The organism is Citrobacter sp. wls714 (assembly GCF_005281025.1).
In the GTDB taxonomy this organism is placed as follows: domain Bacteria; phylum Pseudomonadota; class Gammaproteobacteria; order Enterobacterales; family Enterobacteriaceae; genus Citrobacter; species Citrobacter werkmanii.
The window spans coordinates 96,177-116,373 of record NZ_SZWZ01000092.1 but is presented as its reverse complement, the minus strand read 5'-3'; the positions used below and the strand labels follow the sequence as shown (position 1 = coordinate 116,373).

The following is a 20,197-nucleotide window of genomic DNA, read 5'->3' as shown; positions in this document are numbered from 1 at the left end:
ATGACGAAAATGCTGTGAAATCGGGTAGTAATGTTGTCATCATCAGCGTTCCTGGCCGGAAATGAAACACGCATACTCATAACTGCTGTCTATTGAATACTAACACCTGGATTCAATATGTCTATTCGGTTGTAGTGGGGATATCGCCGCCGACAAAGCGTGTCTGGTGATCCACTCACCGGACACGTTCAGGGTTTAATAAGCCTGCTGGTAAAGCCGCAACGCATCATCTTCATTAAGCGTAACGGGATTATTGCCCAGCAAGCGGGTCTGCTGCATGGCATCCTGCGCCAATATCGCCAGACCGTCTGCGGGAACACCAACGTCACGCAGCCTGTTGGGCGCCCCGGTTGCCGCAATAATGCTTACCATCCCGGCAATAAACGACTGGGCATCGATATCCACGTTTCCTGTCACCTGCGCCCCAATGACGGGAGCCAGCTCGGCATAAAGTGGGGCCGTTACCGCCACGTTAAACTGCAGCACCGGAACCAACATTAGCGCATTCGACAAGCCGTGCGGGATATGGTGTCTGGCACCCAAAGGATAAGCCAGCGCATGCACCGCCGCCACCGGAGAGTTAGCGAAAGCCTGTCCTGCCAGCATCGCGCCCAGCAGCACATTTTCTCGCGCTTCACGGTTGTGCCCGTCACGACATGCGGTCACCAGATGGCGACTGATTAAACGTAACGCTTCGCGGGCCAGCGCGTCCGAGAGTGGGTTTTTCTTATGCTTGCCGGTATAGGCCTCAATCGCATGCACCATCGCATCTATCCCGGCGGCGGCAGTATGGACAGGAGGAAGTCCGAGGGTCAGTTGTGCATCCAACAGCACCAAATCACCATACAGTTGCGGGGAGACAATGCCCATTTTGCTGTCATCGTTGGTCGTCAAAATTGCAATATTGGTGACTTCAGACCCGGTGCCGGCGGTGGTGGGAATGTTAACCAGCGGTAGACGTTTCCCGGCGACCTTGTCGATGCCGTAAAGCTCCGGCAGGTCTTGTTCAGAGTTGATTAATACAGCCACCAGCTTTGCGACATCGAGCGAGGAGCCGCCGCCCAGACCAATAACCATTTCGCAGTTACCATCGCGTGCAACCTGTAAAGCTTCGCGAACGAGGCGCTCGTGTGGATCGGGTTGGACCCGATCATACAGCGTCACCTGAAACCCTGCGTTGCGCAGACTGTGCAGAACCGGCGGCAAAACCCCAGCCTTGACCAGACCGGGATCGGTCACCAGCAATACACGACGTGCGCTAAACCGTTGCTGAAGGATCTCTCCTAACCGTGACGCCCCCGCCCACTCGACGATGATTTCCGCTACCGTGGTAAACGCAAAATCCTTCATGACTTTGTTCATTGAGGTATTCCTTGCAGTGAAAATGGACAGCTTTTAGCAATGCGGTTCATCGGGATGAATGTGAAAGCTTTTCACCTCTTTACGCGCCAGCATCGGGGCAATAATGCCAGTGCCAATACGTTGGAAATGTTCCGTTTGCCGGTGAAGTTCCAGCCCCTCTGCACAACGATAAGTTTCAAGAATCACAAAGCGATCGCCATCTTCCGTGGAGCGGAAAAACTCATACGATATATTTTCAGGCTCCTGACGCGTTGCCCCTGCCAGTATTCTGAGCGCGTCGTTAACCTTGTCACCCATCGTCGGTTGGGCAAAATAATGTGCAACGACAAACAGCTGCGTGTTTTCCATTTTTGGCTCCCGGTGGTTTAACGTAGCAAATTCACATCCCATAACGCGCTGTCGCTGCTTGATACAGCTATCGCGCCGTGCAACAGCGCCGTCCGGGCATGTTCCTCATTGCAGACAAACCCGGAGGCCACAATCGGCGGCAACACATTACGATCGGCCTGCGGCAGCAACGGCAGCATCTGTGCAGGCATCAGTTGCACATAATCGGGTTCGCTTTGCTCCACGGCTTTGAGGCTGCGTAGCCAGGTGGAGCGGTCGGTGACGAAGATTTTCTGCATGGTGATCAGCCCGCATTTTTTCGCGCGCTGTACGGTTTGCAGACGCGTGGAAAGCAACCCCATCGCCCCCGTTTCGGCCACATAATCAATGCCGCCTTTATCCTGAGACAGCCCATTACAACTGTCGATATTCACGATGACGTACTTTCCCGCCTTCGAGAGCAGTTCGATCACCGGCTGAAGCTTGATCAGATCGATATTGGCAATAATGCAGACTTCAGCTTTGCTGGACAGTGCGGTTTTCAGTTGCTCAATACCGTAAATCGCCATGATGACGGGCTGGCGTGCCAGAAGCACGCCAAGGTTTTTTATCATGATTGACCTGCCTGATGTGCGTGAAGCTGGGCGCTTAAGCCCAGCTTGCCCGGGTTAAGGATATTCTGCGGATCCAGCGCTTTTTTAATATCAGCCAGAACCGACAGCGATTCGCCTAAAGAAGCCTGCATGTAGGGGGAACGGAGTAGCCCGACGCCATGGTGATGGCTAAGGGAAGTATTGTGTTTAATCAGCACCGCATTTGCCGCGTCCCATGCCGCACGATACCAGGCCGCACGCTGCTCGACGGGCACATCGCCACGCAGTGAGAAGTAAAGACATGCGCCGTCGACGTAGGCATGGGACTGATGCGCAGACCCCGCCAGCGTGCCCGGTACGGCGTTAATCGCAGCCACCACATCATCATAAACCGCGCTGAGATCGCGCCAACGCCCCACCATTTCCAGCGTATCCGCCACCAGGCCGGGGCTTTTCTTAAAGCCTTCGGCGCTTTTTCCCGTCAGATAACGGGTATCCAGCCAGCGCTCAAAGATGGATTCACCGTCAAGTTCTTCTCCGCTCTGCTGACAAATACGTTCACTGATCGCCAACACCGCGTCGACAATGTCAGGTTCTCCCTCATCCGCAATCAACAGGACATTGGTCTCGGGCAGGCCAAACTGCACGCCGCTTTCCAGGTTATCGTACAAGCGCAGTGCCGCTGGATTAGCGCCATGCTGTAAGATTTCACGACACGCCTCCAGCCCACTGGCAAAACTGGAAAAGCCCCAGGCGATGGCACGGCCATAATCCGGCAGACGATGTAGCTTCAAACGCACACGTACTATCACGCCCAGCGTGCCTTCCGAACCGATAAACATTTGCTGTAAATCAGGTCCGATAGCGCTGCGGGCATAACCGCCAACGGTGATTAAGCGCCCATCAGCCAGCACCACATCCATGCCAAAAACCATATCTTCAATTTTTCCGTAGCGTGTAGATAGCTGTCCCGCACCGCGACAGGCAACCCAACCGCCGACAGTACTGATCCCAAACGATGACGGCCAGTGCCCCATGGTCATGCCATACTCTTTTTGAATAGTTTGCTCGAAAATATCGCCAAACATGCCGGCTTCTACCTCAACAATCTGGCTTTGTGGGTCAAAATCGAGCAATTTGTTGAGTTCGCAAACGTCGAGCACAATCCCCCCGCGCAGCGGCAATGCGGCTCCGGTAACGTTACTTCGCCCGGCAGAAACTGTAACCGGAATAGCGGATTCACTGGCGAGGCGCATTACGTCCTGAATCTGTTCTACGGTAGAAACGCGTACAATCACGCCTTTTGAGGTGGCAGGCGCGCCCTGGGTTTCCGCAATCATTGAACCGGCCCACCAGTCGCGGGTCCAGGTAATCACATCGGACTCCGACGTCAGCACCTCATCAGCAATCGCCCGCAGCCGGTCACACGTCGCTTCGCTAACCGCAACGGGATCTACCTGCATTCCTTTTGCGCCATTGCTGCAGGTGATATCCGTTGCCCATGCGGGGCGAGTATGTGCGCCAATGGTATAGTTTCCACGGTTATAACCACGTTTAATCGCTTCTTTACTGATCATTCTGATGTCCCCATAAGCATTGATTTTTCATGTTTAATTGCGGCCTGATAGCTGGCTACCTGTTTTGCCACCTGTTCAGGCTGTAACCGGAGTTCTTGTTGCAGTATTTCCCCAACGCGTTCAGCGGCAGTGGCTGACGCATCGCGTGCCATCAGACGCGCGCGAATTCGACGCGACAGCACATCATCAACGGTGCTGGCAAGCTCATGGCGTACGGCATACACCACTTCCGCTTCGGTGTAGGGAAGCCCTTCCACAATAGGTTTAACCAGCGAGGGATCGGCCTGAATAATGTCACTGACAAAATGCGCTTCGGTGCCATAGCGCTCGCCCAGATGCGCAGACAGGCCGCCAGAGGCCAGAATGGCCTGTGGGTCATAGCCAGCCGCGCCCAGCAAATACGCAGTTTTCGTTGAGCAGGCTTTTTTACGGCCCAGTATTTTGCTGGCCGCATCAATGGTTTCTTCCGCCATGTGGCGTGATGTCGTCAGTTTGCCGCCGACAATGGTAATCAGTCCGTCCGCTGCAACCCTGATCTCATGGTTACGCTTCATCTCAACGGTTTTGCCGCCCGCGCTACCGACAAGCGGGCGGCAACCAGCGATACTTCCCACCACATCTTCCGGGCGCAGATCCGTTTTCAGCGCCGAGTTTGCGCCTTCCAGCAGAAAGTCCAGTTCAGTGCGATTGCAGTGAACATCGTTCAAATCGCCCTGATAGTCTTCATCCGTAGTGCCCAGATAGGAGACGTTGCCCCAGCGCGTGATGGTCGCGCGCCGACTGCGTCCGGCCACCGGAATGGTCACCGTGCAATCATTGCGAATTTTCATCCACGGGATGGCGACATGAACCCCCTTCGCCGGACGGATATTCAGCGGCGATGATTCCCCTTTTTTCAGCCCACTCCAGTCACGCAACCAGACGCCCGTCGCCATAATGACCACCCGCGCTTTGACCCGGATTTCCCTGCCATCGGCATACACGATGCCCCCATTGACCTTGCCATGCTGGTCGCGTGTGGTTTCGATGACTTCGGCATGATTTGTCACCGTCGCCCCATGAAACGCCGCCGTCCGTACCAGGGCAAGCGTTAACCTGGCGTCATCAACGCGGGCATCGAAATACATAAAGCCACCGGAGAGCTGCTCTTCTTTCAGCGTTGGGCAGTGCGATAACACTTCCGCCGGAGTTAATTTTTGGTGAAGAATACCTTCCCGCCATCCCCCGGCGAGATCGTAGGTCCAGAGCAGACTTTCAAACGCAGAGGACATGCGTTTATCAAACACGCCATTCTTATCGAGTACCGGAAATAAAAAGGGCAGCCGCTGCACCAGATGGCGAGCATTGCGGCGCATGCGCTGGCGTTCGAGCAAAGAATGACGTACCAGTCCGAGGTTCCCTTGCTCGATGTAACGCAGGCCGCCGTGCACCATTTTTGATGACTTCGATGACGTCCCCGAGGCAAAATCACTCTTCTCAATTAACGCCACCCGATAGCCGCGCAGGCTGGCATCCAGCGCCGCATAGGCTCCCGTCACTCCGCCGCCGACAATCAGAATGTCGTAGGTTTCGCTTTCCAGCCGGTCCAGTTGCTCAGGACGCTGAAGACGCAACGGCTCGGCGCCGTACATATCACTGCGTGTTTTGTTTGGCTTTCGCGAAGGGAAAAACTTCATGAGTCGGCGTGCTCCTGATTAGCGGTAGTGAGGCTGCTGGCGGTTTCCATTTCGAGCGCAATACGCATCTCCCAGCGGTTGATTTTTTGTTCGCGAAGGTCATGACTGATTTTGGGTTCAAACAGACGCGCCGTTTTCAGCGTGGCGCAGGCATCAGACAACGAATCCCACAGCAGCCCATCGGCTCCCGCCAGAAACGCCGCGCCGCGTAAGCTGGCCCTCGCCGTTTCGGCCATCCGTCGTACGGGGATCCCGCTAACATCGGCCTGGATTTGCAATAACGTGTCGCTATTGGACAACCCGCCGCCTACCACCAGCTCTTGCGTTGCGATGCCGGTTGCCGCTTCATTCGCGCGCATACAGGCGGCTACCGAATGCGCAATGCCTTCCAGAATGGCGTAGGCCACCTGCGGACGCGTGGTCGAGATTGAAATACCGTTAAGCGAGGCGCGGGCATGCGGCTGCAAATGAGGAACACGCAGCCCCGTTAATGCTGGAATGAAACTCACGCCGCCAGAATCATTGGTCTGCGCAGCCAGCTCGCTGATTTGCTCGGGTGAGTCGAACCAACGCAGCTTTTCGCACACCCAGTTCAGGGCCGACCCGGTCGTCGGGACGAATGTTTCTACAGAGAAGTGTGAGCGTCCTTTTTGTCGGCGCGCGGTCATGGTGAGCGTACTTTCACAACTTTTTTTCAATGTCGGCACCGTCGGCCCCATCATTAAATCAACAAAGCTGCCGGTCCCATGCATACACAACGCCTGCCCGCGCTCAGTGCAACCCAGCCCAATAGCCCCCGCAAACTGATCCCCGGCGCAAGCCCGGATCGGGACGCTGATCCCGAGGATATCTTCACGTGTAGAGCCAAAATCATCGGTATCATCGTGCAATTCAGGCAGCAATGACGTCGGGAACTTCAGGGTCTGCAGCCATGGCAAATGGTACTGATGCTCGTTGAGGCAATACGCGCCCGCAGAGGTGGCGTTGGTGGGGGTGGTGACACATTTTTTTTCTTCCGCCAGATGCCAGAGCAACCAACTGTCAACGGTGCCAAAAACCAGTGTTCCTGCCTGGTGCGCCCTCTTCACTGCCGGTGTATTGGCGATATGGTATGACGCCCAGAGGTAAGGTGAACGTATCCCAACCGGTCGTCCAATTACTGGCAGCAGTTTCGTATCCCATTCGGGAGCCAGTTGCGCCAGCTCATCCGTAAAACGTGCATCCTGCCAGACCATCGCAGGTGCCAGCGCCTTGCCAGTGTCTGCATCCCAGAGCACCGCCGTTGAACGTTGCGTCGCAATCGCCAGCGCCACAATACGCATCTTGCTGTGCTGCGCATTAGCAATCGCTGTACGACATACCGCAATAGTGGCCTGCAAAATTTCATCAGCATCTTGTTCAACAACGCCATGGCGCTGGCTACTGACCTGAAGCGGTTGGTATTCAAGGCAGTGGACCTGGCTATTTCGCCTCACCACTGCCGCACGCGTACCAGATGTACCTTCATCAATAGCCAGAATGACATCTTCATATTCAATCATTTCGTACTCCTGTTTGATTCTGGGGCCATCGACTCGGGATAGGATGAATGGGATGATTCGAACTGCGGGGCGCCAGGCTCGTTATCCGGCTGAATCGTGGTGCGAGTGGGATCCCATGGGATCACAAAACAGACGATGCTGGCGAACAACGGCACGGCGGACATGATCAGGAAGGTCGTTTGCAGGCCGTAGAGATCACGGAAAACGGGGAAGATAAACAGACCGAGCGCCGCACCTATTGCCCCGAGCGCACCGACCACGCCATTTGCGCCTGCCCGCAGTTCACTGCGAAAAGAGAGGGATGAAAGGCTTTTCCCGTTTGCACCGGGTCCACCTGAGTGACAAAGAATAAACAACGCGGGGACCAGCAAAGAGGCCCACAGCGGCATACTGTCGCTGAACAGTCCCAGCGTGAGCAGTACGAGAAAAGCCACGGCAAAACCGATCGCCGAAGAGCGGCGCAAGCCCAAACGACGACCGATTGCAGGAGACAAGAAACCGCCAACAATACCAAATACGTTAAAAAATAGTGAACACAAGGTTGCGTACACAAAGTTTTTACCGAACATCGCGGCACTAATAACCGGCAAATACCAGCCGACGCCAAAATACTGGATTGACTGGCAGATCTGAACCGTAGAAGCCAGAATCGTACGCGGTAAATATACGCCACGGAATATTAGCAGTACATTTCTCGCCCCTTTTTCTGCTTGCCCAATGACAGGTTTTTGCTCCGCTTTTGGCGCCAGAATAAAATTATCACCGTATATTTTATTCATAGCGATCACAGCATCAGAAAGCCGTGATTTTCTCGCCAACCATACCGGACTTTCTACTAAATAACGGAACTGGAAAAAAAGTACGATGAGTCCACATAACGCTGTCACGGCAATAGAATAACGCCAGATAGCATCCCCAACATCCCAGGAATAAAACATCAGCGCTAATGCCAGATTTAAACAAACCGCAACATACCAGACCCCTTGCCAGGTGTTTAAACGGCTTTTTAGTTTCACTGGCGTGAACTCTGCAAGCATCGCCATGGCCACGGCAAAATCCATCCCGTAAGACACGCCAACAAAGAAACGGCCCACGATTATGGTGCTGAAACTGGAGGATGACATCACCAACAGCGCACCAATCACCGCCATTATTTTGGCGATAATCAGCGGTGGTACACGCCCCCAGCGATCGGCAATCCAGCCGCCAATGGGATTAAATAATATGGCAACCCACGATGAAAATGAGGTAAGTAACGCAACTTCAGTTGCGCTCAGATTTAAATTGCGGGTCATTGGATTTAATCCAGCACTCAGAGCTGAATTTGAAAAAGCATCAAGGAACAGGCCGCCTAATGCCAACCACCAAATAACACCGGCTCTGCCACTTATTTTTCCGCGAGAGTCGATGCAATTGATAACGTCATCAACGCCACGGATTTTTATCGGATTTGAGAATGAGCATGCGGACATGGCTTTCCCCTTCATAATATTCGGAAGAAGGTCGCCATTAGCTAAAAAAATGCAATAAGAGACCATCTTAATTTCACAGATAGTCTCTTATCTAAAATCTGTATTTTTCCACTCTAGAAGGTAAGGCAAAGCGTGTCAAAGCGACTTTTTAAGCTGGCTTTGATTTTGTGATATGTAGCACAATTGTTAATCAAGCATTTCAGAAAAGTTAGGTGGCAGGCGTTTATACCCGCCACCTGCGTCGGAGGTATTAAGTTAGTTTTTTTCGATCAAATCCTGCGCGCACGCCCAGGCGCTCGACCATGCCCACTGGAAGTTGTATCCACCCAGCCAGCCGGTGACGTCCATCACTTCACCGATAAAATAGAGTCCTGGCACTTTGCGGGCTTCCATTGTGCGCGATGACAGCTCGTTGGTATCCACGCCGCCCAGCGTGACTTCAGCGGTACGATACCCTTCCGTACCGTTCGGCTGCACCCGCCATTCGGTCAGGGTCTCCACCAGCGTTTGCTGATCGCGCACGTTCAGTTGTTTCAGCGAGACATCCGGGATTTGCCCTAACTGCTGTAAACATTCCACCAGGCGTTTTGGCAACTGCATAGCAAGCGTATTCTTTAAGCTCTGATTAGGGTGGGCGCTGCGCTGTTCATCAAGGAAGCTCGCAAGGTCAACATCCGGCAACAAATTAATGCTGACAAATTCACCTGGCTGCCAAAAACTGGAAATCTGCAGCACGGCCGGACCAGAAAGCCCGCGATGCGTAAAGAGCAGGTTTTCACGAAAGACCGTACCGTCCTCGGCGGTGATAACGGAGGAAACGGATACGCCAGAGAGCACCTGAAGCTGCTCCAGCAGCGGCTTGTGCAAAGTAAAGGGCACCAGACCTGCGCGCGTCGGCAACACGTTCAGACCGAATTGTTCGGCAATTTTATAGCCAAACGGCGTCGCGCCCAGACCCGGCATCGAAAGACCACCAGAGGCGATAACCAGTTTTTTCGTGCCGACAGTCATGCCGTTCAGCGCCAGGATGAAATCTTCACCCTCCCGCTCAACGCTGAGGACTTCGCTCCGTAACCGCATAGTTACGTTACCTTTTTCACACTCGTCCACCAGCATATCGACAATTTGCTGGGCAGAATCGTCGCAGAACAGCTGACCCAACGTTTTTTCGTGCCAGGCGATACCGTGCTTGCCCACCAGATCGATAAAATCCCATTGGGTGTAACGCGCCAGCGCCGATTTGCAAAAATGCGGGTTTTGACTCAAATACGCGGCAGGTTCGACATAAAGGTTGGTAAAGTTGCAGCGGCCCCCGCCAGACATGAGGATCTTGCGTCCCGGCTTTTTACCATTATCAATCAGCAGCACACGACTACCTGCTTGTCCTGCCTGCGCGGCACAAAACATACCCGCTGCGCCAGCGCCTATAATAACGGTATCAAACCTTTCCACGTTGCGATCCTCTCTAAAAAGCGGAGGTGAATTGTAAAGATTCCTCAGTGGTCGCACCAGCGCCAAACTACCGATAAAGGGTATTTATCTGAAATATATAGGATAATTCTTTAGTGGTGTAAAACAAAGCAGGAGACAAATCAAAAAAACTCTATATTTCACTTTGCCCGCGCCGCCAAAGTCACTGATAATGCGCCGCGTTCATGTCCTCAAAATGGCGTAACGTCCTATGCTACATTTGTTTGCTGGCCTGGATTTACATACCGGGCTTTTACTATTGCTTGCTCTGGCTTTCGTGCTGTTCTATGAAGCAATTAACGGCTTCCATGACACAGCCAATGCTGTCGCAACCGTGATCTATACCCGTGCAATGCGTTCGCAATTGGCGGTGGTCATGGCTGCGTTGTTCAACTTCTTTGGTGTTTTGCTGGGTGGTCTCAGCGTAGCGTATGCCATCGTGCATATGCTGCCAACGGATCTGCTGCTAAATATGGGATCATCACATGGCCTCGCCATGGTGTTCTCCATGCTACTGGCGGCAATTATCTGGAACCTGGGTACCTGGTACTTTGGTTTACCTGCATCCAGCTCCCACACGCTGATTGGCGCGATTATCGGTATTGGTTTAACCAATGCGTTGATGAACGGCACCTCGGTGGTGGACGCACTTAACATCCCGAAAGTGATGGGGATTTTTGCCTCGCTTATCATCTCGCCGATTGTCGGCCTGGTGGTTGCTGGCGGTCTTATTTTCATTCTGCGTCGCTACTGGAGCGGTACGAAAAAACGTGCCCGTATCCACCTGACCCCGGCAGAACGTGAAAAGAAAGACGGCAAGAAAAAGCCGCCGTTCTGGACGCGTATTGCCCTGATCCTCTCCGCTATCGGCGTGGCGTTTTCTCACGGCGCGAACGATGGTCAGAAAGGCATTGGTCTGGTGATGCTGGTGCTGATTGGCGTAGCGCCTGCGGGCTTCGTAGTGAATATGAATGCTTCCGGTTACGAAATTACCCGTACCCGCGATGCTATCAATAACGTCGAAGTCTTCTTCCAGCAACGCCCGGACCTGCTCAAGCAGGCGACTGGCGTTGACCAGCTGATTCCGTCCCCGACGGAAACGGTCACAACGGCATCGACAGAGTTCCATTGCCACCCGGCGAATACCATCAACGCGCTTGAGCGTGCGAAAGGTATGCTGGCGAATCTGGAAACCTACGACAAGTTAAGCGTTGAACAGCGTGGCCAGCTGCGCCGTATTATGCTGTGTATCTCTGATACCACGGATAAAGTGGTGAAATTGCCTGGCGTAAGCGCTGACGATCAGCGTCTGCTGAAGAAACTGAAAGCTGACATGCTGAGCACCATTGAGTACGCGCCTATCTGGATCATTATGGCCGTCGCACTGGCGCTGGGTATTGGTACGATGATCGGCTGGCGTCGCGTAGCCACCACCATCGGCGAGAAAATCGGTAAGAAAGGCATGACCTATGCCCAGGGGATGTCGGCGCAGATGACTGCCGCAGTCTCTATCGGTCTCGCCAGCTACACCGGTATGCCCGTTTCCACCACCCACGTTCTTTCCTCTTCCGTTGCGGGAACGATGGTTGTTGATGGCGGCGGTTTGCAGCGTAAAACGGTAACCAGCATTCTGATGGCCTGGGTCTTCACCCTGCCGGCGGCGATTATTCTTTCCGGGGTGCTGTACTGGCTCTCCCTGAAGCTTATCTAAGCGGATGCACGGTAAAAAAGCGGGTCAGGAAACTGACCCGCTTTTTTTGTATCCGTTGTTGGTAATCAGTGCCAGATAATCAGCGCAACCATGCTGATAAGCACCAGTCCGCATAACGCGCTGGTAAGAATGAACTGACCGCGAACCCGCTCACAGCGGCGTATAAATTCATCATCATGATGATCGCGGTAACGCTGAGCGTAGATATACCACACCAGACGCATCTGCTTGTTGGGTTGCCCATGCGAGGTAAAAAATCCCCCACCATCGACATACTGGTAAAGTAATGGATCGCAACCACGAAGTACCACTAACAGTGCGCGTAACGAAGAAAAATAGCGCGCCATATTAACAATGCAAACGACACACAAAGCCCAGAACAACGCAATGGTGCTTATCATATCTCCTCCCCGGCGACCCGCCCACGGAACTCCTTTCCGGGACTACCGCTCCCCGATACCCTACCAATCATTCAGTGAAGAGTGCTACCGAAACCGCTCGTGTTAGTATCACGCATCCGAGCGCCTCTCTAAATAGTGTAGGAGATTAGTTAATTTTTTTGCCAGAAGGTTAATCGCTATCAATGCAATTAACTAAAAAATTTGTTTAACTGCTTGGCAAGCAAGGCGGATTGACGGATTATCCTGGTCGCTATAATGTAAGGATAGTCCTTATATGATACGTTTTTACGACTGGGCTAGCCCCGCGCATAAGGTTCGCAGGACGCGAATGACGCGGCGGCAGATAAACGCCAGCAGGCTAGTCATCGACAACTTATGGAAGGAGTAACACTATGGCTTATAAACACATTCTTATCGCGGTTGATCTTTCTCCGGAAAGCAAAGTTCTGGTTGAAAAAGCGGTCTCCATGGCGCGGCCTTACAATGCTAAAGTCTCCCTTATCCACGTTGACGTAAACTATTCCGACCTGTACACCGGGCTAATCGACGTGAATCTGGGCGACATGCAGAAACGTATTTCTGAAGAAACCCACCACGCGTTAACCGAGCTGTCCACCAGCGCAGGCTACCCTATCACCGAAACCCTGAGCGGTAGCGGCGACCTGGGCCAGGTTCTGGTTGATGCCATCAAAAAATACGACATGGATCTGGTCGTTTGTGGTCACCACCAGGATTTCTGGAGCAAACTGATGTCCTCCGCACGTCAACTGATCAACACCGTCCACGTCGACATGCTGATTGTTCCGTTACGTGACGACGAAGAAGCATAAAATGCTTGCCGCCGGGAGATAACCCGGCCCGCTGCAAACAGTAAAGCCTGTAAACGCCCGCTCGCGCGGGCGTTTTTGTTTTTATCATCCGGACACAATTAGTACATCAACCCAACAAATAAATCATAATTAGTGTGATCAACTAATTGGATCGAAAACTATCTGTATAATACTCTACCCGCACGGCTAATCGCCGCAGTCTATAACAAAACAAGACTTTTTCGGCGCGTTTAAGCATACGCGTTCATACTTTTCGGGATGGCTTTGAAAGGCGATGGAATATGAATAAAACTGCACCTACGGGCTTGCTGCAGCAACCTCGTCCGTTCTTCATGATCTTCTTTGTGGAATTATGGGAACGATTTGGCTATTACGGCGTTCAGGGCATCCTGGCGGTATTTTTTGTTAAGCAACTCGGTTTTTCTCAGGAACAGGCATTCGTCACCTTTGGTGCTTTTGCCGCACTGGTCTACGGCCTGATCTCGATCGGCGGCTACGTCGGCGACCACCTGTTAGGGACCAAGCGCACGCTGGTACTCGGTGCGATTGTGCTGGCGATCGGCTACTTCATGACCGGGATGTCGCTACTCAAGCCCGATCTGATCTTTATTGCTTTGGGTACCATTGCCGTGGGTAACGGGCTGTTTAAAGCCAACCCGGCAAGCCTGCTGTCAAAATGCTATCCACCGAAAGACGCCCGACTGGATGGCGCTTTCACCCTGTTTTATATGTCGATTAACATCGGTTCGCTGCTGTCGCTGTCGCTGGCGCCGGTGATTGCCGATAAGTTTGGCTACGCGGTGACCTACAACCTGTGCGGGGCCGGGCTTATCGTCGCACTGCTGGTCTACTTTGCCTGCCGTGGGATGGTGAAGAATATCGGTTCTGAGCCAGATCATAAGCCGCTGAATTTCCGTAATCTATTCTGCGTGCTGGCCGGTACGGTAGTGACGATATTTATCTGCGCCTGGCTGATGCACAACGTGAAGATTGCCAACCTGGTGCTGATCGTTCTGTCGATTGCCGTGACGATCATTTTCTTCCGTCAGGCCTTCAAACTGGATAAAACCGGGCGCAACAAGATGTTCGTGGCCTTTATCCTGATGCTGGAAGCGGTCGTGTTCTATGTACTGTACGCACAGATGCCTACGTCACTTAACTTCTTTGCTATCAATAACGTGCACCATGAAATTCTTGGTTTCGCAATCAACCCGGTAAGCTTCCAGGCGCTGAACCCGTTCTGGGTGGTACTGGCAAGTCCGGTGCTGGCCGCAATTTATACCCGTCTGGGAAACAAAGGCAAAGACCTGACCATGCCGATGAAGTTTACACTCGGTATGTTCCTGTGTTCGCTGGGCTTCCTGACCGCTGCTGCTGCCGGAATGTGGTTTGCCGATGCGCAGGGACTGACGTCGCCGTGGTTTATCGTGTTGGTGTATCTGTTCCAGAGTCTGGGTGAACTGCTGATAAGCGCCCTGGGACTGGCGATGGTCGCCGCGCTGGTACCGCAGCACCTGATGGGCTTCATTCTTGGGATGTGGTTCCTGACCCAGGCAGCCGCTTTCCTGATGGGGGGTTATGTCGCGACGTTCACCGCAGTACCGGAAAACATCACCGACCCGCTGCAAACGCTGCCTATCTATACCAATGTCTTCAGTAAGATAGGCCTGGTGACGCTGGCGGTAACGGTCGTAATGGCAATTATGGTGCCATGGCTGAACCGAATGATTAATACGCCAAGTACCGAACAGTAATACTCAGTGCCGGATGCGGCTTACGCCTTATCCGGCCTACAAATAATTGAGAATTGTAGGCCCGATAAACGTAGCGCCATCGGGCAATCCGTTACTCCGTCAGAGGGGTTCCGGCATAAATATCAAACCGATGCCCTTTGGTCACCACCGCGTTAGGCGTGGCCACGTCAGCCAGCGGCGGCGCGTAGTCCGGGCGCTTCACCACCACACGTTTGGTTGCCAACTGACGCGCCGGTTCCAGCAAACCGTCAGCATCCAGATCCGGCCCCACCAGCGACTGAAACACGCGCATCTCTTTTTTCACCAGCGCGCTTTTCTGCTTATGCGGGAACATCGGGTCGAGATAGACCACCTGTGGGCGTGGGGTAATATCGGTTAACGCCGTCAGGCTTGAGGCGTGAATCAGCTGTAAACGTTCCTGCAACCACGGGCCAATTTCCGCATCGGCATAGCCGCGCGCCAGGCCGTCATCGAGTAACGCGGCGACCACCGGATTGCGTTCCAGCATCCGCACACGGCAGCCGACGGAGGCCAGCACAAACGCATCGCGCCCCAGCCCGGCGGTGGCATCAACCACGTCCGGCAGATAATCGCCTTTGATGCCGACGGCTTTCGCCACCGCTTCACCACGACCGCCGCCGAATTTACGTCGGTGCGCCATCGCCCCGCTGACAAAATCGACAAAGATGCCGCCGAGCTTCGGCTCGTCGCGTTTGCGCAGCTCCAGGTGCTCCGGCGTCATCACCAGCGCCATCAGGTTGTCTTCATCATGCTCCAGCCCCCAGCGGGCGGCCAGAACAGATAAGGCGCCGTCTCCGGCGCCCGTTTCATCCAGTAAACAAATTTTCACGCGAACAATCAGCCCTTGATGCCGTAATGCGCCAGCATGGCATCGAGCTGAGGTTCACGGCCGCGGAAGCGTTTGAACAGCGTCATCGGCTCTTCCGAACCGCCACGGGTCAGGATGCTATCGAGGAATGACTGACCGGTTTCGCGGTTGAAGATGCCTTCTTCTTCGAAGCGGGAGAATGCGTCTGCCGCCAGCACGTCGGCCCACAGGTAGCTGTAGTAGCCCGCCGCATAGCCACCGGCAAAAATGTGGCTGAAGGCGTGCGGGAAGCGGCCCCAGGTTGGGCCCGGCACCACGGCGACCTGTTTCTTAATTTCGGCCAGCGTCTCAAGGACCTTCGCCCCCTGCTCCGGGTTGTACTGCGCGTGCAGGCGGAAGTCGAACAGGCCGAACTCCAGCTGACGCAGAATAAACAGCGCGGCCTGGTAGTTTTTCGCCGCCAGCATTTTATCCAGCAGTTCCTTCGGCAGCGGTTCGCCGGTCTCATAGTGACCGGAGATAAACGCCAGCGCTTCCGGCTCCCAGCACCAGTTTTCCATAAACTGACTTGGCAGTTCGACCGCATCCCACGGCACGCCGTTAATACCGGACACCCCGGCGGTTTCGATGCGAGTCAGCATATGGTGCAGGCCGTGACCGAACTCGTGGAACAGGGTGATCACTTCGTCGTGGGTAAACAGCGCCGGTTTGCCGTTCACCGGACGGTTAAAGTTACAGGTCAGATAGGCGACCGGTTTTTGCAGCGTGCCGTCGGTTTTACGCATCTGGCCAACGCAGTCGTCCATCCACGCCCCGCCGCGTTTGTGTTCACGGGCGTACAGGTCGAGGTAGAAGCTGCCGCGCAGTTCGTTGCTTTCATCGTACAGCTCGAAGAAACGCACTTCCGGATTCCACACGTCAACGTCGGTACGCTCTTTGGCGGTGATGCCGTAAATACGTTTCACCACTTCAAACAGGCCGTTAACGGCTTTGTTTTCCGGGAAGTACGGGCGCAGCTGTTCGTCACTGATGCTGTACAGATGCTGTTTTTGTTTCTCGCTGTAGTAAGCGATATCCCACGGCTGCAGCTCTTCAACGCCAAATTCTGCTTTGGCAAAGGCACGCAGCTGGGCCAGCTCTTTTTCCCCCTGCGGACGGGCGCGTTTGGCCAGATCGGTCAGGAAGTCGAGCACCTGCTGCGGGTTTTCCGCCATTTTGGTGGCCAGAGATTTAAAGGCGTAGCTTTCGAAGCCCAGCAGTTGTGCCAGCTCGTGACGCAGCGCGAGGATCTCTTCCATTACCGGGGTGTTGTCCCACTTGCCCGCGTTCGGCCCCTGATCGGAGGCGCGGGTGGAGTAGGCGCGATACAGCTCTTCACGCAGCGCCTGGTTGTCGCAGTAGGTCATTACCGGCAGGTAGCTTGGGATATCCAGGGTCAGCAGGTAGCCTTCCTGCTCTTTGGCTTCCGCCTGGGCTTTCGCCGCCGCCAGGGCGCTTTCCGGCATTCCGGCAAGCTCCGCTTCGTCGGTCACCAGCCTGGTCCAGCCCATGGTGGCATCGAGCACGTTGTTGCTGTACTGGTTACCCAGCTCAGACAAACGGGTGGCGATTTCGCCGTAGCGCTGTTGTTTCTCTTTCGGCAGGCCGATACCGGACAGTTCGAAATCACGCAGCGCGTTATCGACCGCTTTTTTCTGTGCAGTATTCAGGGTGGCGTAATGGTCGCCGTCACGCAGGTCGCGGTACGCTTTGTACAGACCTTCATGTTGCCCAACCCAGGTGCTGTACTCGGAGAGCAGCGGCAGCGTTTGCTCGTAGGCTTCACGCAGTTCCGGGCTGTTTTTCACCGAGTTCAGGTGGCTGACCGGAGAGAAAATACACCCCAGCACATCGTCCACTTCAGCAAGCGGCTGGCAGAGATTTTCCCAAGTGTACGGCGCGCCCTGCGCAACGACTCGCTCAACGTTTTCGCGACAATCGTTCAGCGCCTTAGTAACGGCTGGCACAACATGTTCGGGCTGAATTTTAGAAAACGGCGGCAGTTCGAAGGGAGTCAGCAATGGATTGGTCATTAGCGCGGTCCTGTTGAAAAGAGTGAATGAAGCGCGTATCCGGCGCTGTGCATATTAATTTGTACAATGGGGTTAAGTGTAGAGGATTTCAATGCTCACCGTGACGGAAAGACGCCCGGTGGTGCTACGCTTACCGGGCCTACGGGTAATCTGTGCCGATCTGCTGTAAACTGTCGCAAATCGTCATTTCAGCGGAATTTCATTACCCATGCTCAGCTATCGCCACAGTTATCACGCAGGCAACCACGCCGACGTCCTTAAACACACCGTTCAGAGCCTGATCATTGAATCGCTCAAAGAGAAAGAAAAACCGTTTCTCTATCTGGACACCCATGCTGGCGCAGGCCGTTATCAGCTGAGCAGTGAGCATGCCGAACGTACCGGTGAATACCTGGAAGGTATTGCCCGTATCTGGCAGCAGGACGATTTGCCTGCTGAACTTGAACCCTATATTTCCGTGGTGCAGCATTTCAACCGTAGCGGCCAGTTGCGCTACTACCCAGGCTCCCCGTTAATTGCACGTCAGCTGCTGCGCGAACAGGACAGCCTGCAATTAACCGAGCTGCACCCGAGTGACTTTCCTTTGCTGCGCGGCGAATTTCAAAAAGATGAACGCGCACGCGTAGCCAAAGCCGACGGTTATCAGCAGCTAAAAGCAAAATTACCGCCGGTTTCCCGCCGCGGACTGATCCTTATCGATCCGCCATACGAAATCAAAACCGACTACCAGGCGGTAGTGTCCGGCATTAACGAAGGCTACAAGCGCTTCGCAACGGGCACCTATGCGCTGTGGTATCCGGTGGTCCTGCGCCAGCAAATCAAGCGCATGATCCACGCTCTGGAAGACACCGGTATCCGCAAAATTCTGCAAATTGAGCTGGCGGTGCGCCCGGACAGCGATCAGCGCGGCATGACGGCGTCCGGCATGATTGTGATTAACCCGCCATGGAAGCTGGAGCAGCAGATGAACAACGTCCTGCCGTGGCTACATAGCAAGCTGGTTCCCGCAGGAACCGGACACACTTCCGTAAGCTGGATCGTGCCGGAGTAATCGCAGCCATCGGTGGAACCTTTTAATTTCAGGTATACAATCGCGAATATTTTGGCGGATGGCGTAACGCTTCTCCGCCCTACAATGAACATGAAGGAGCGGTCATGACCAAGCACTATGATTACATCGCTATTGGCGGCGGCAGCGGCGGTATTGCCTCCATTAACCGTGCGGCAATGTACGGCCAGAAATGCGCACTGATTGAAGCCAAAGAGTTAGGCGGCACCTGCGTTAACGTTGGCTGCGTACCGAAAAAAGTGATGTGGCATGCCGCACAAATCCGTGAAGCGATTCATATGTACGGCCCGGATTACGGTTTCGATACCACAATTAATAAGTTCGACTGGGATAAACTGATCGCCAGCCGTACCGCCTATATCGATCGCATTCATACCTCGTACGACAACGTGCTGGGTAAAAATAACGTTGATGTGATTAAAGGCTTTGCCCGCTTCGTTGATACCAAAACCATTGAAGTGAACGGTGAAACCATTACTGCCGATCATATTTTGATCGCCACCGGCGGGCGCCCGAGCCATCCGAATATTCCAGGCGTGGAATACGGTATCGACTCCGATGGTTTCTTTGAGCTGCCAGCGCTGCCAAAACGTGTAGCCGTTGTTGGCGCAGGCTACATCGCCGTTGAACTGGCAGGCGTAATTAACGGCCTGGGCGCAGAAACTCACCTGTTCGTGCGTAAACACGCGCCGCTGCGCAGCTTTGATCCGATGATCGTCGAGACGCTGGTCGAGGTGATGAACACCGAAGGTCCGACCCTGCATACTCATGCGATTCCGCAAGCGGTCATTAAAAACGCCGACGGCAGTCTGACTCTGCAACTGGAAGATGGCCGTAGCGAAACGGTGGATTGCCTGATTTGGGCGATCGGTCGTGAACCAGCCACCGATAACTTTAACCTGGCCGCTACTGGCGTGAAAACCAACGAAAAAGGCTACATCGTCGTTGATAAATACCAAAACACCAGCGTACCGGGGATTTATGCCGTTGGCGATAACACCGGTGCCGTTGAGCTGACGCCGGTTGCCGTTGCCGCGGGCCGTCGCCTGTCCGAGCGTCTGTTTAATAACAAACCGGACGAGCACCTGGACTACAACAATATCCCGACCGTGGTCTTCAGCCACCCGCCAATTGGCACCGTGGGCTTAACCGAGCAGCAGGCTCGCGAACAGCACGGCGATGACCAGGTGAAAGTGTATAAATCCTCGTTTACCGCGATGTACACTGCCGTGACTTCACACCGCCAGCCGTGCCGCATGAAGCTGGTTTGCGTGGGTCCGGAAGAGAAGATTGTTGGTATTCATGGCATCGGTTTTGGCATGGACGAAATGCTGCAAGGCTTCGCGGTGGCGCTGAAAATGGGCGCGACCAAGAAAGACTTCGATAACACCGTTGCGATTCACCCAACGGCGGCCGAAGAATTCGTCACCATGAGGGGTTAATGTCAAAAACCCACCTACACGCGTTCGTACTGTAGAAAAGCTGAGAGGCCAGAGCATCGTTCTCTGGCCTT

16 protein-coding genes are annotated in these 20,197 nt (G+C 54.1%); 5 read left to right on the top strand and 11 right to left on the bottom strand.

Annotated features, from left to right (window positions below; translation table 11 throughout):
- Positions 1 to 195: 195 nt before the first annotated feature.
- The 8 genes from FDX11_RS19235 to FDX11_RS19200 all read right to left on the bottom strand — a co-directional run bounded on the left by FDX11_RS19235 (position 196) and on the right by FDX11_RS19200 (position 10,000).
- Complete coding sequence (locus FDX11_RS19235) at positions 196 to 1,362, bottom strand: iron-containing alcohol dehydrogenase (protein WP_137398390.1); 1,167 nt, start codon at positions 1,360 to 1,362, stop codon at positions 196 to 198.
- A 33-nt stretch (positions 1,363 to 1,395) separates the two neighbouring features.
- Positions 1,396 to 1,710, bottom strand: a complete 315-nt coding sequence (locus tag FDX11_RS19230) for a putative quinol monooxygenase (protein WP_061380971.1) — start codon at positions 1,708 to 1,710, stop codon at positions 1,396 to 1,398.
- Positions 1,711 to 1,727: 17 nt separating this feature from the next.
- Entirely contained in the window at positions 1,728 to 2,303 is a 576-nt protein-coding gene (locus tag FDX11_RS19225; RefSeq protein WP_042311797.1) for a glycerol-3-phosphate responsive antiterminator, read from the bottom strand.
- Positions 2,300 to 3,859: an FAD-binding oxidoreductase gene (locus FDX11_RS19220; protein ID WP_137398389.1), complete on the bottom strand. Its 1,560-nt coding sequence runs from the start codon at positions 3,857 to 3,859 to the stop codon at positions 2,300 to 2,302. The genes FDX11_RS19225 and FDX11_RS19220 overlap by 4 nt, the downstream gene beginning before the upstream one ends.
- Positions 3,856 to 5,535 carry a glycerol-3-phosphate dehydrogenase/oxidase gene (locus FDX11_RS19215; RefSeq protein WP_137398388.1) on the bottom strand — a complete coding sequence of 560 codons (1,680 nt, stop codon included), beginning with the start codon at positions 5,533 to 5,535 and terminating at the stop codon, positions 3,856 to 3,858. Before FDX11_RS19215 ends, FDX11_RS19220 begins: the two co-directional genes overlap by 4 nt.
- The gene (locus tag FDX11_RS19210; RefSeq protein WP_137398387.1) at positions 5,532 to 7,076 is read right to left on the bottom strand and encodes an FGGY family carbohydrate kinase; all 1,545 of its coding nucleotides are present in this window, start codon (positions 7,074 to 7,076) and stop codon (positions 5,532 to 5,534) included. The genes FDX11_RS19215 and FDX11_RS19210 overlap by 4 nt, the downstream gene beginning before the upstream one ends.
- Entirely contained in the window at positions 7,073 to 8,548 is a 1,476-nt protein-coding gene (locus FDX11_RS19205; RefSeq protein WP_137398386.1) for an MFS transporter, read from the bottom strand. The genes FDX11_RS19210 and FDX11_RS19205 overlap by 4 nt, the downstream gene beginning before the upstream one ends.
- A gap of 255 nt (positions 8,549 to 8,803) precedes the next feature.
- The gene (locus tag FDX11_RS19200; RefSeq protein WP_042311785.1) at positions 8,804 to 10,000 is read right to left on the bottom strand and encodes an NAD(P)/FAD-dependent oxidoreductase; all 1,197 of its coding nucleotides are present in this window, start codon (positions 9,998 to 10,000) and stop codon (positions 8,804 to 8,806) included.
- 229 nt (positions 10,001 to 10,229) lie between these two features.
- On the opposite strand from FDX11_RS19200, the gene pitA reads away from it, so the two are divergent.
- The gene (gene pitA / locus FDX11_RS19195; RefSeq protein ID WP_038635082.1) at positions 10,230 to 11,729 is read left to right on the top strand and encodes an inorganic phosphate transporter PitA; all 1,500 of its coding nucleotides are present in this window, start codon (positions 10,230 to 10,232) and stop codon (positions 11,727 to 11,729) included.
- A gap of 65 nt (positions 11,730 to 11,794) precedes the next feature.
- Here the strand turns inward: pitA and uspB are convergent, their stop codons facing one another.
- Positions 11,795 to 12,130 (bottom strand): universal stress protein UspB, encoded by a 336-nt coding sequence (gene uspB / locus FDX11_RS19190; protein ID WP_003023371.1) that lies wholly within the window; start codon positions 12,128 to 12,130, stop codon positions 11,795 to 11,797.
- A 392-nt stretch (positions 12,131 to 12,522) separates the two neighbouring features.
- On the opposite strand from uspB, the gene uspA reads away from it, so the two are divergent.
- Positions 12,523 to 12,960 carry a universal stress protein UspA gene (gene uspA, locus FDX11_RS19185; protein ID WP_137398385.1) on the top strand — a complete coding sequence of 146 codons (438 nt, stop codon included), beginning with the start codon at positions 12,523 to 12,525 and terminating at the stop codon, positions 12,958 to 12,960.
- A 281-nt stretch (positions 12,961 to 13,241) separates the two neighbouring features.
- The gene (gene dtpB, locus FDX11_RS19180; RefSeq protein WP_042311784.1) at positions 13,242 to 14,714 is read left to right on the top strand and encodes a dipeptide/tripeptide permease DtpB; all 1,473 of its coding nucleotides are present in this window, start codon (positions 13,242 to 13,244) and stop codon (positions 14,712 to 14,714) included.
- Between the two features lie 91 nt (positions 14,715 to 14,805).
- On the opposite strand, the gene rsmJ is transcribed toward dtpB, so the two are convergent.
- Complete coding sequence (gene rsmJ / locus FDX11_RS19175) at positions 14,806 to 15,564, bottom strand: 16S rRNA (guanine(1516)-N(2))-methyltransferase RsmJ (RefSeq protein WP_137398384.1); 759 nt, start codon at positions 15,562 to 15,564, stop codon at positions 14,806 to 14,808.
- Between the two features lie 8 nt (positions 15,565 to 15,572).
- A complete protein-coding gene (gene prlC, locus FDX11_RS19170; RefSeq protein ID WP_137398383.1) occupies positions 15,573 to 17,615 on the bottom strand; it encodes an oligopeptidase A in 2,043 nt (680 codons plus the stop codon).
- A gap of 208 nt (positions 17,616 to 17,823) precedes the next feature.
- Here prlC and FDX11_RS19165 point away from each other — a divergent pair, with 208 nt between their 5' ends.
- Positions 17,824 to 18,666: a 23S rRNA (adenine(2030)-N(6))-methyltransferase RlmJ gene (locus FDX11_RS19165; RefSeq protein ID WP_137398382.1), complete on the top strand. Its 843-nt coding sequence runs from the start codon at positions 17,824 to 17,826 to the stop codon at positions 18,664 to 18,666.
- A gap of 104 nt (positions 18,667 to 18,770) precedes the next feature.
- Positions 18,771 to 20,126, top strand: coding sequence for a glutathione-disulfide reductase (gene gorA / locus FDX11_RS19160; protein ID WP_137398381.1), 1,356 nt, complete (start codon positions 18,771 to 18,773; stop codon positions 20,124 to 20,126).
- Positions 20,127 to 20,197 lie beyond the last annotated feature (71 nt).

Bases quoted from the DNA above. Each gene is read 5' to 3' on its own strand.
- FDX11_RS19235 (WP_137398390.1), bottom strand. From the start codon at position 1,362: ATGAACAAAGTCATGAAGGATTTTGCGTTTACCACGGTAGCGGAAATC.
- FDX11_RS19230 (WP_061380971.1), bottom strand. From the start codon at position 1,710: ATGGAAAACACGCAGCTGTTTGTCGTTGCACATTATTTTGCCCAACCG.
- FDX11_RS19225 (WP_042311797.1), bottom strand. From the start codon at position 2,303: ATGATAAAAAACCTTGGCGTGCTTCTGGCACGCCAGCCCGTCATCATG.
- FDX11_RS19220 (WP_137398389.1), bottom strand. From the start codon at position 3,859: ATGATCAGTAAAGAAGCGATTAAACGTGGTTATAACCGTGGAAACTAT.
- FDX11_RS19215 (WP_137398388.1), bottom strand. From the start codon at position 5,535: ATGAAGTTTTTCCCTTCGCGAAAGCCAAACAAAACACGCAGTGATATG.
- FDX11_RS19210 (WP_137398387.1), bottom strand. From the start codon at position 7,076: ATGATTGAATATGAAGATGTCATTCTGGCTATTGATGAAGGTACATCT.
- FDX11_RS19205 (WP_137398386.1), bottom strand. From the start codon at position 8,548: ATGTCCGCATGCTCATTCTCAAATCCGATAAAAATCCGTGGCGTTGAT.
- pitA (WP_038635082.1), top strand. From the start codon at position 10,230: ATGCTACATTTGTTTGCTGGCCTGGATTTACATACCGGGCTTTTACTA.
- uspB (WP_003023371.1), bottom strand. From the start codon at position 12,130: ATGATAAGCACCATTGCGTTGTTCTGGGCTTTGTGTGTCGTTTGCATT.
- uspA (WP_137398385.1), top strand. From the start codon at position 12,523: ATGGCTTATAAACACATTCTTATCGCGGTTGATCTTTCTCCGGAAAGC.
- dtpB (WP_042311784.1), top strand. From the start codon at position 13,242: ATGAATAAAACTGCACCTACGGGCTTGCTGCAGCAACCTCGTCCGTTC.
- prlC (WP_137398383.1), bottom strand. From the start codon at position 17,615: ATGACCAATCCATTGCTGACTCCCTTCGAACTGCCGCCGTTTTCTAAA.
- FDX11_RS19165 (WP_137398382.1), top strand. From the start codon at position 17,824: ATGCTCAGCTATCGCCACAGTTATCACGCAGGCAACCACGCCGACGTC.
- gorA (WP_137398381.1), top strand. From the start codon at position 18,771: ATGACCAAGCACTATGATTACATCGCTATTGGCGGCGGCAGCGGCGGT.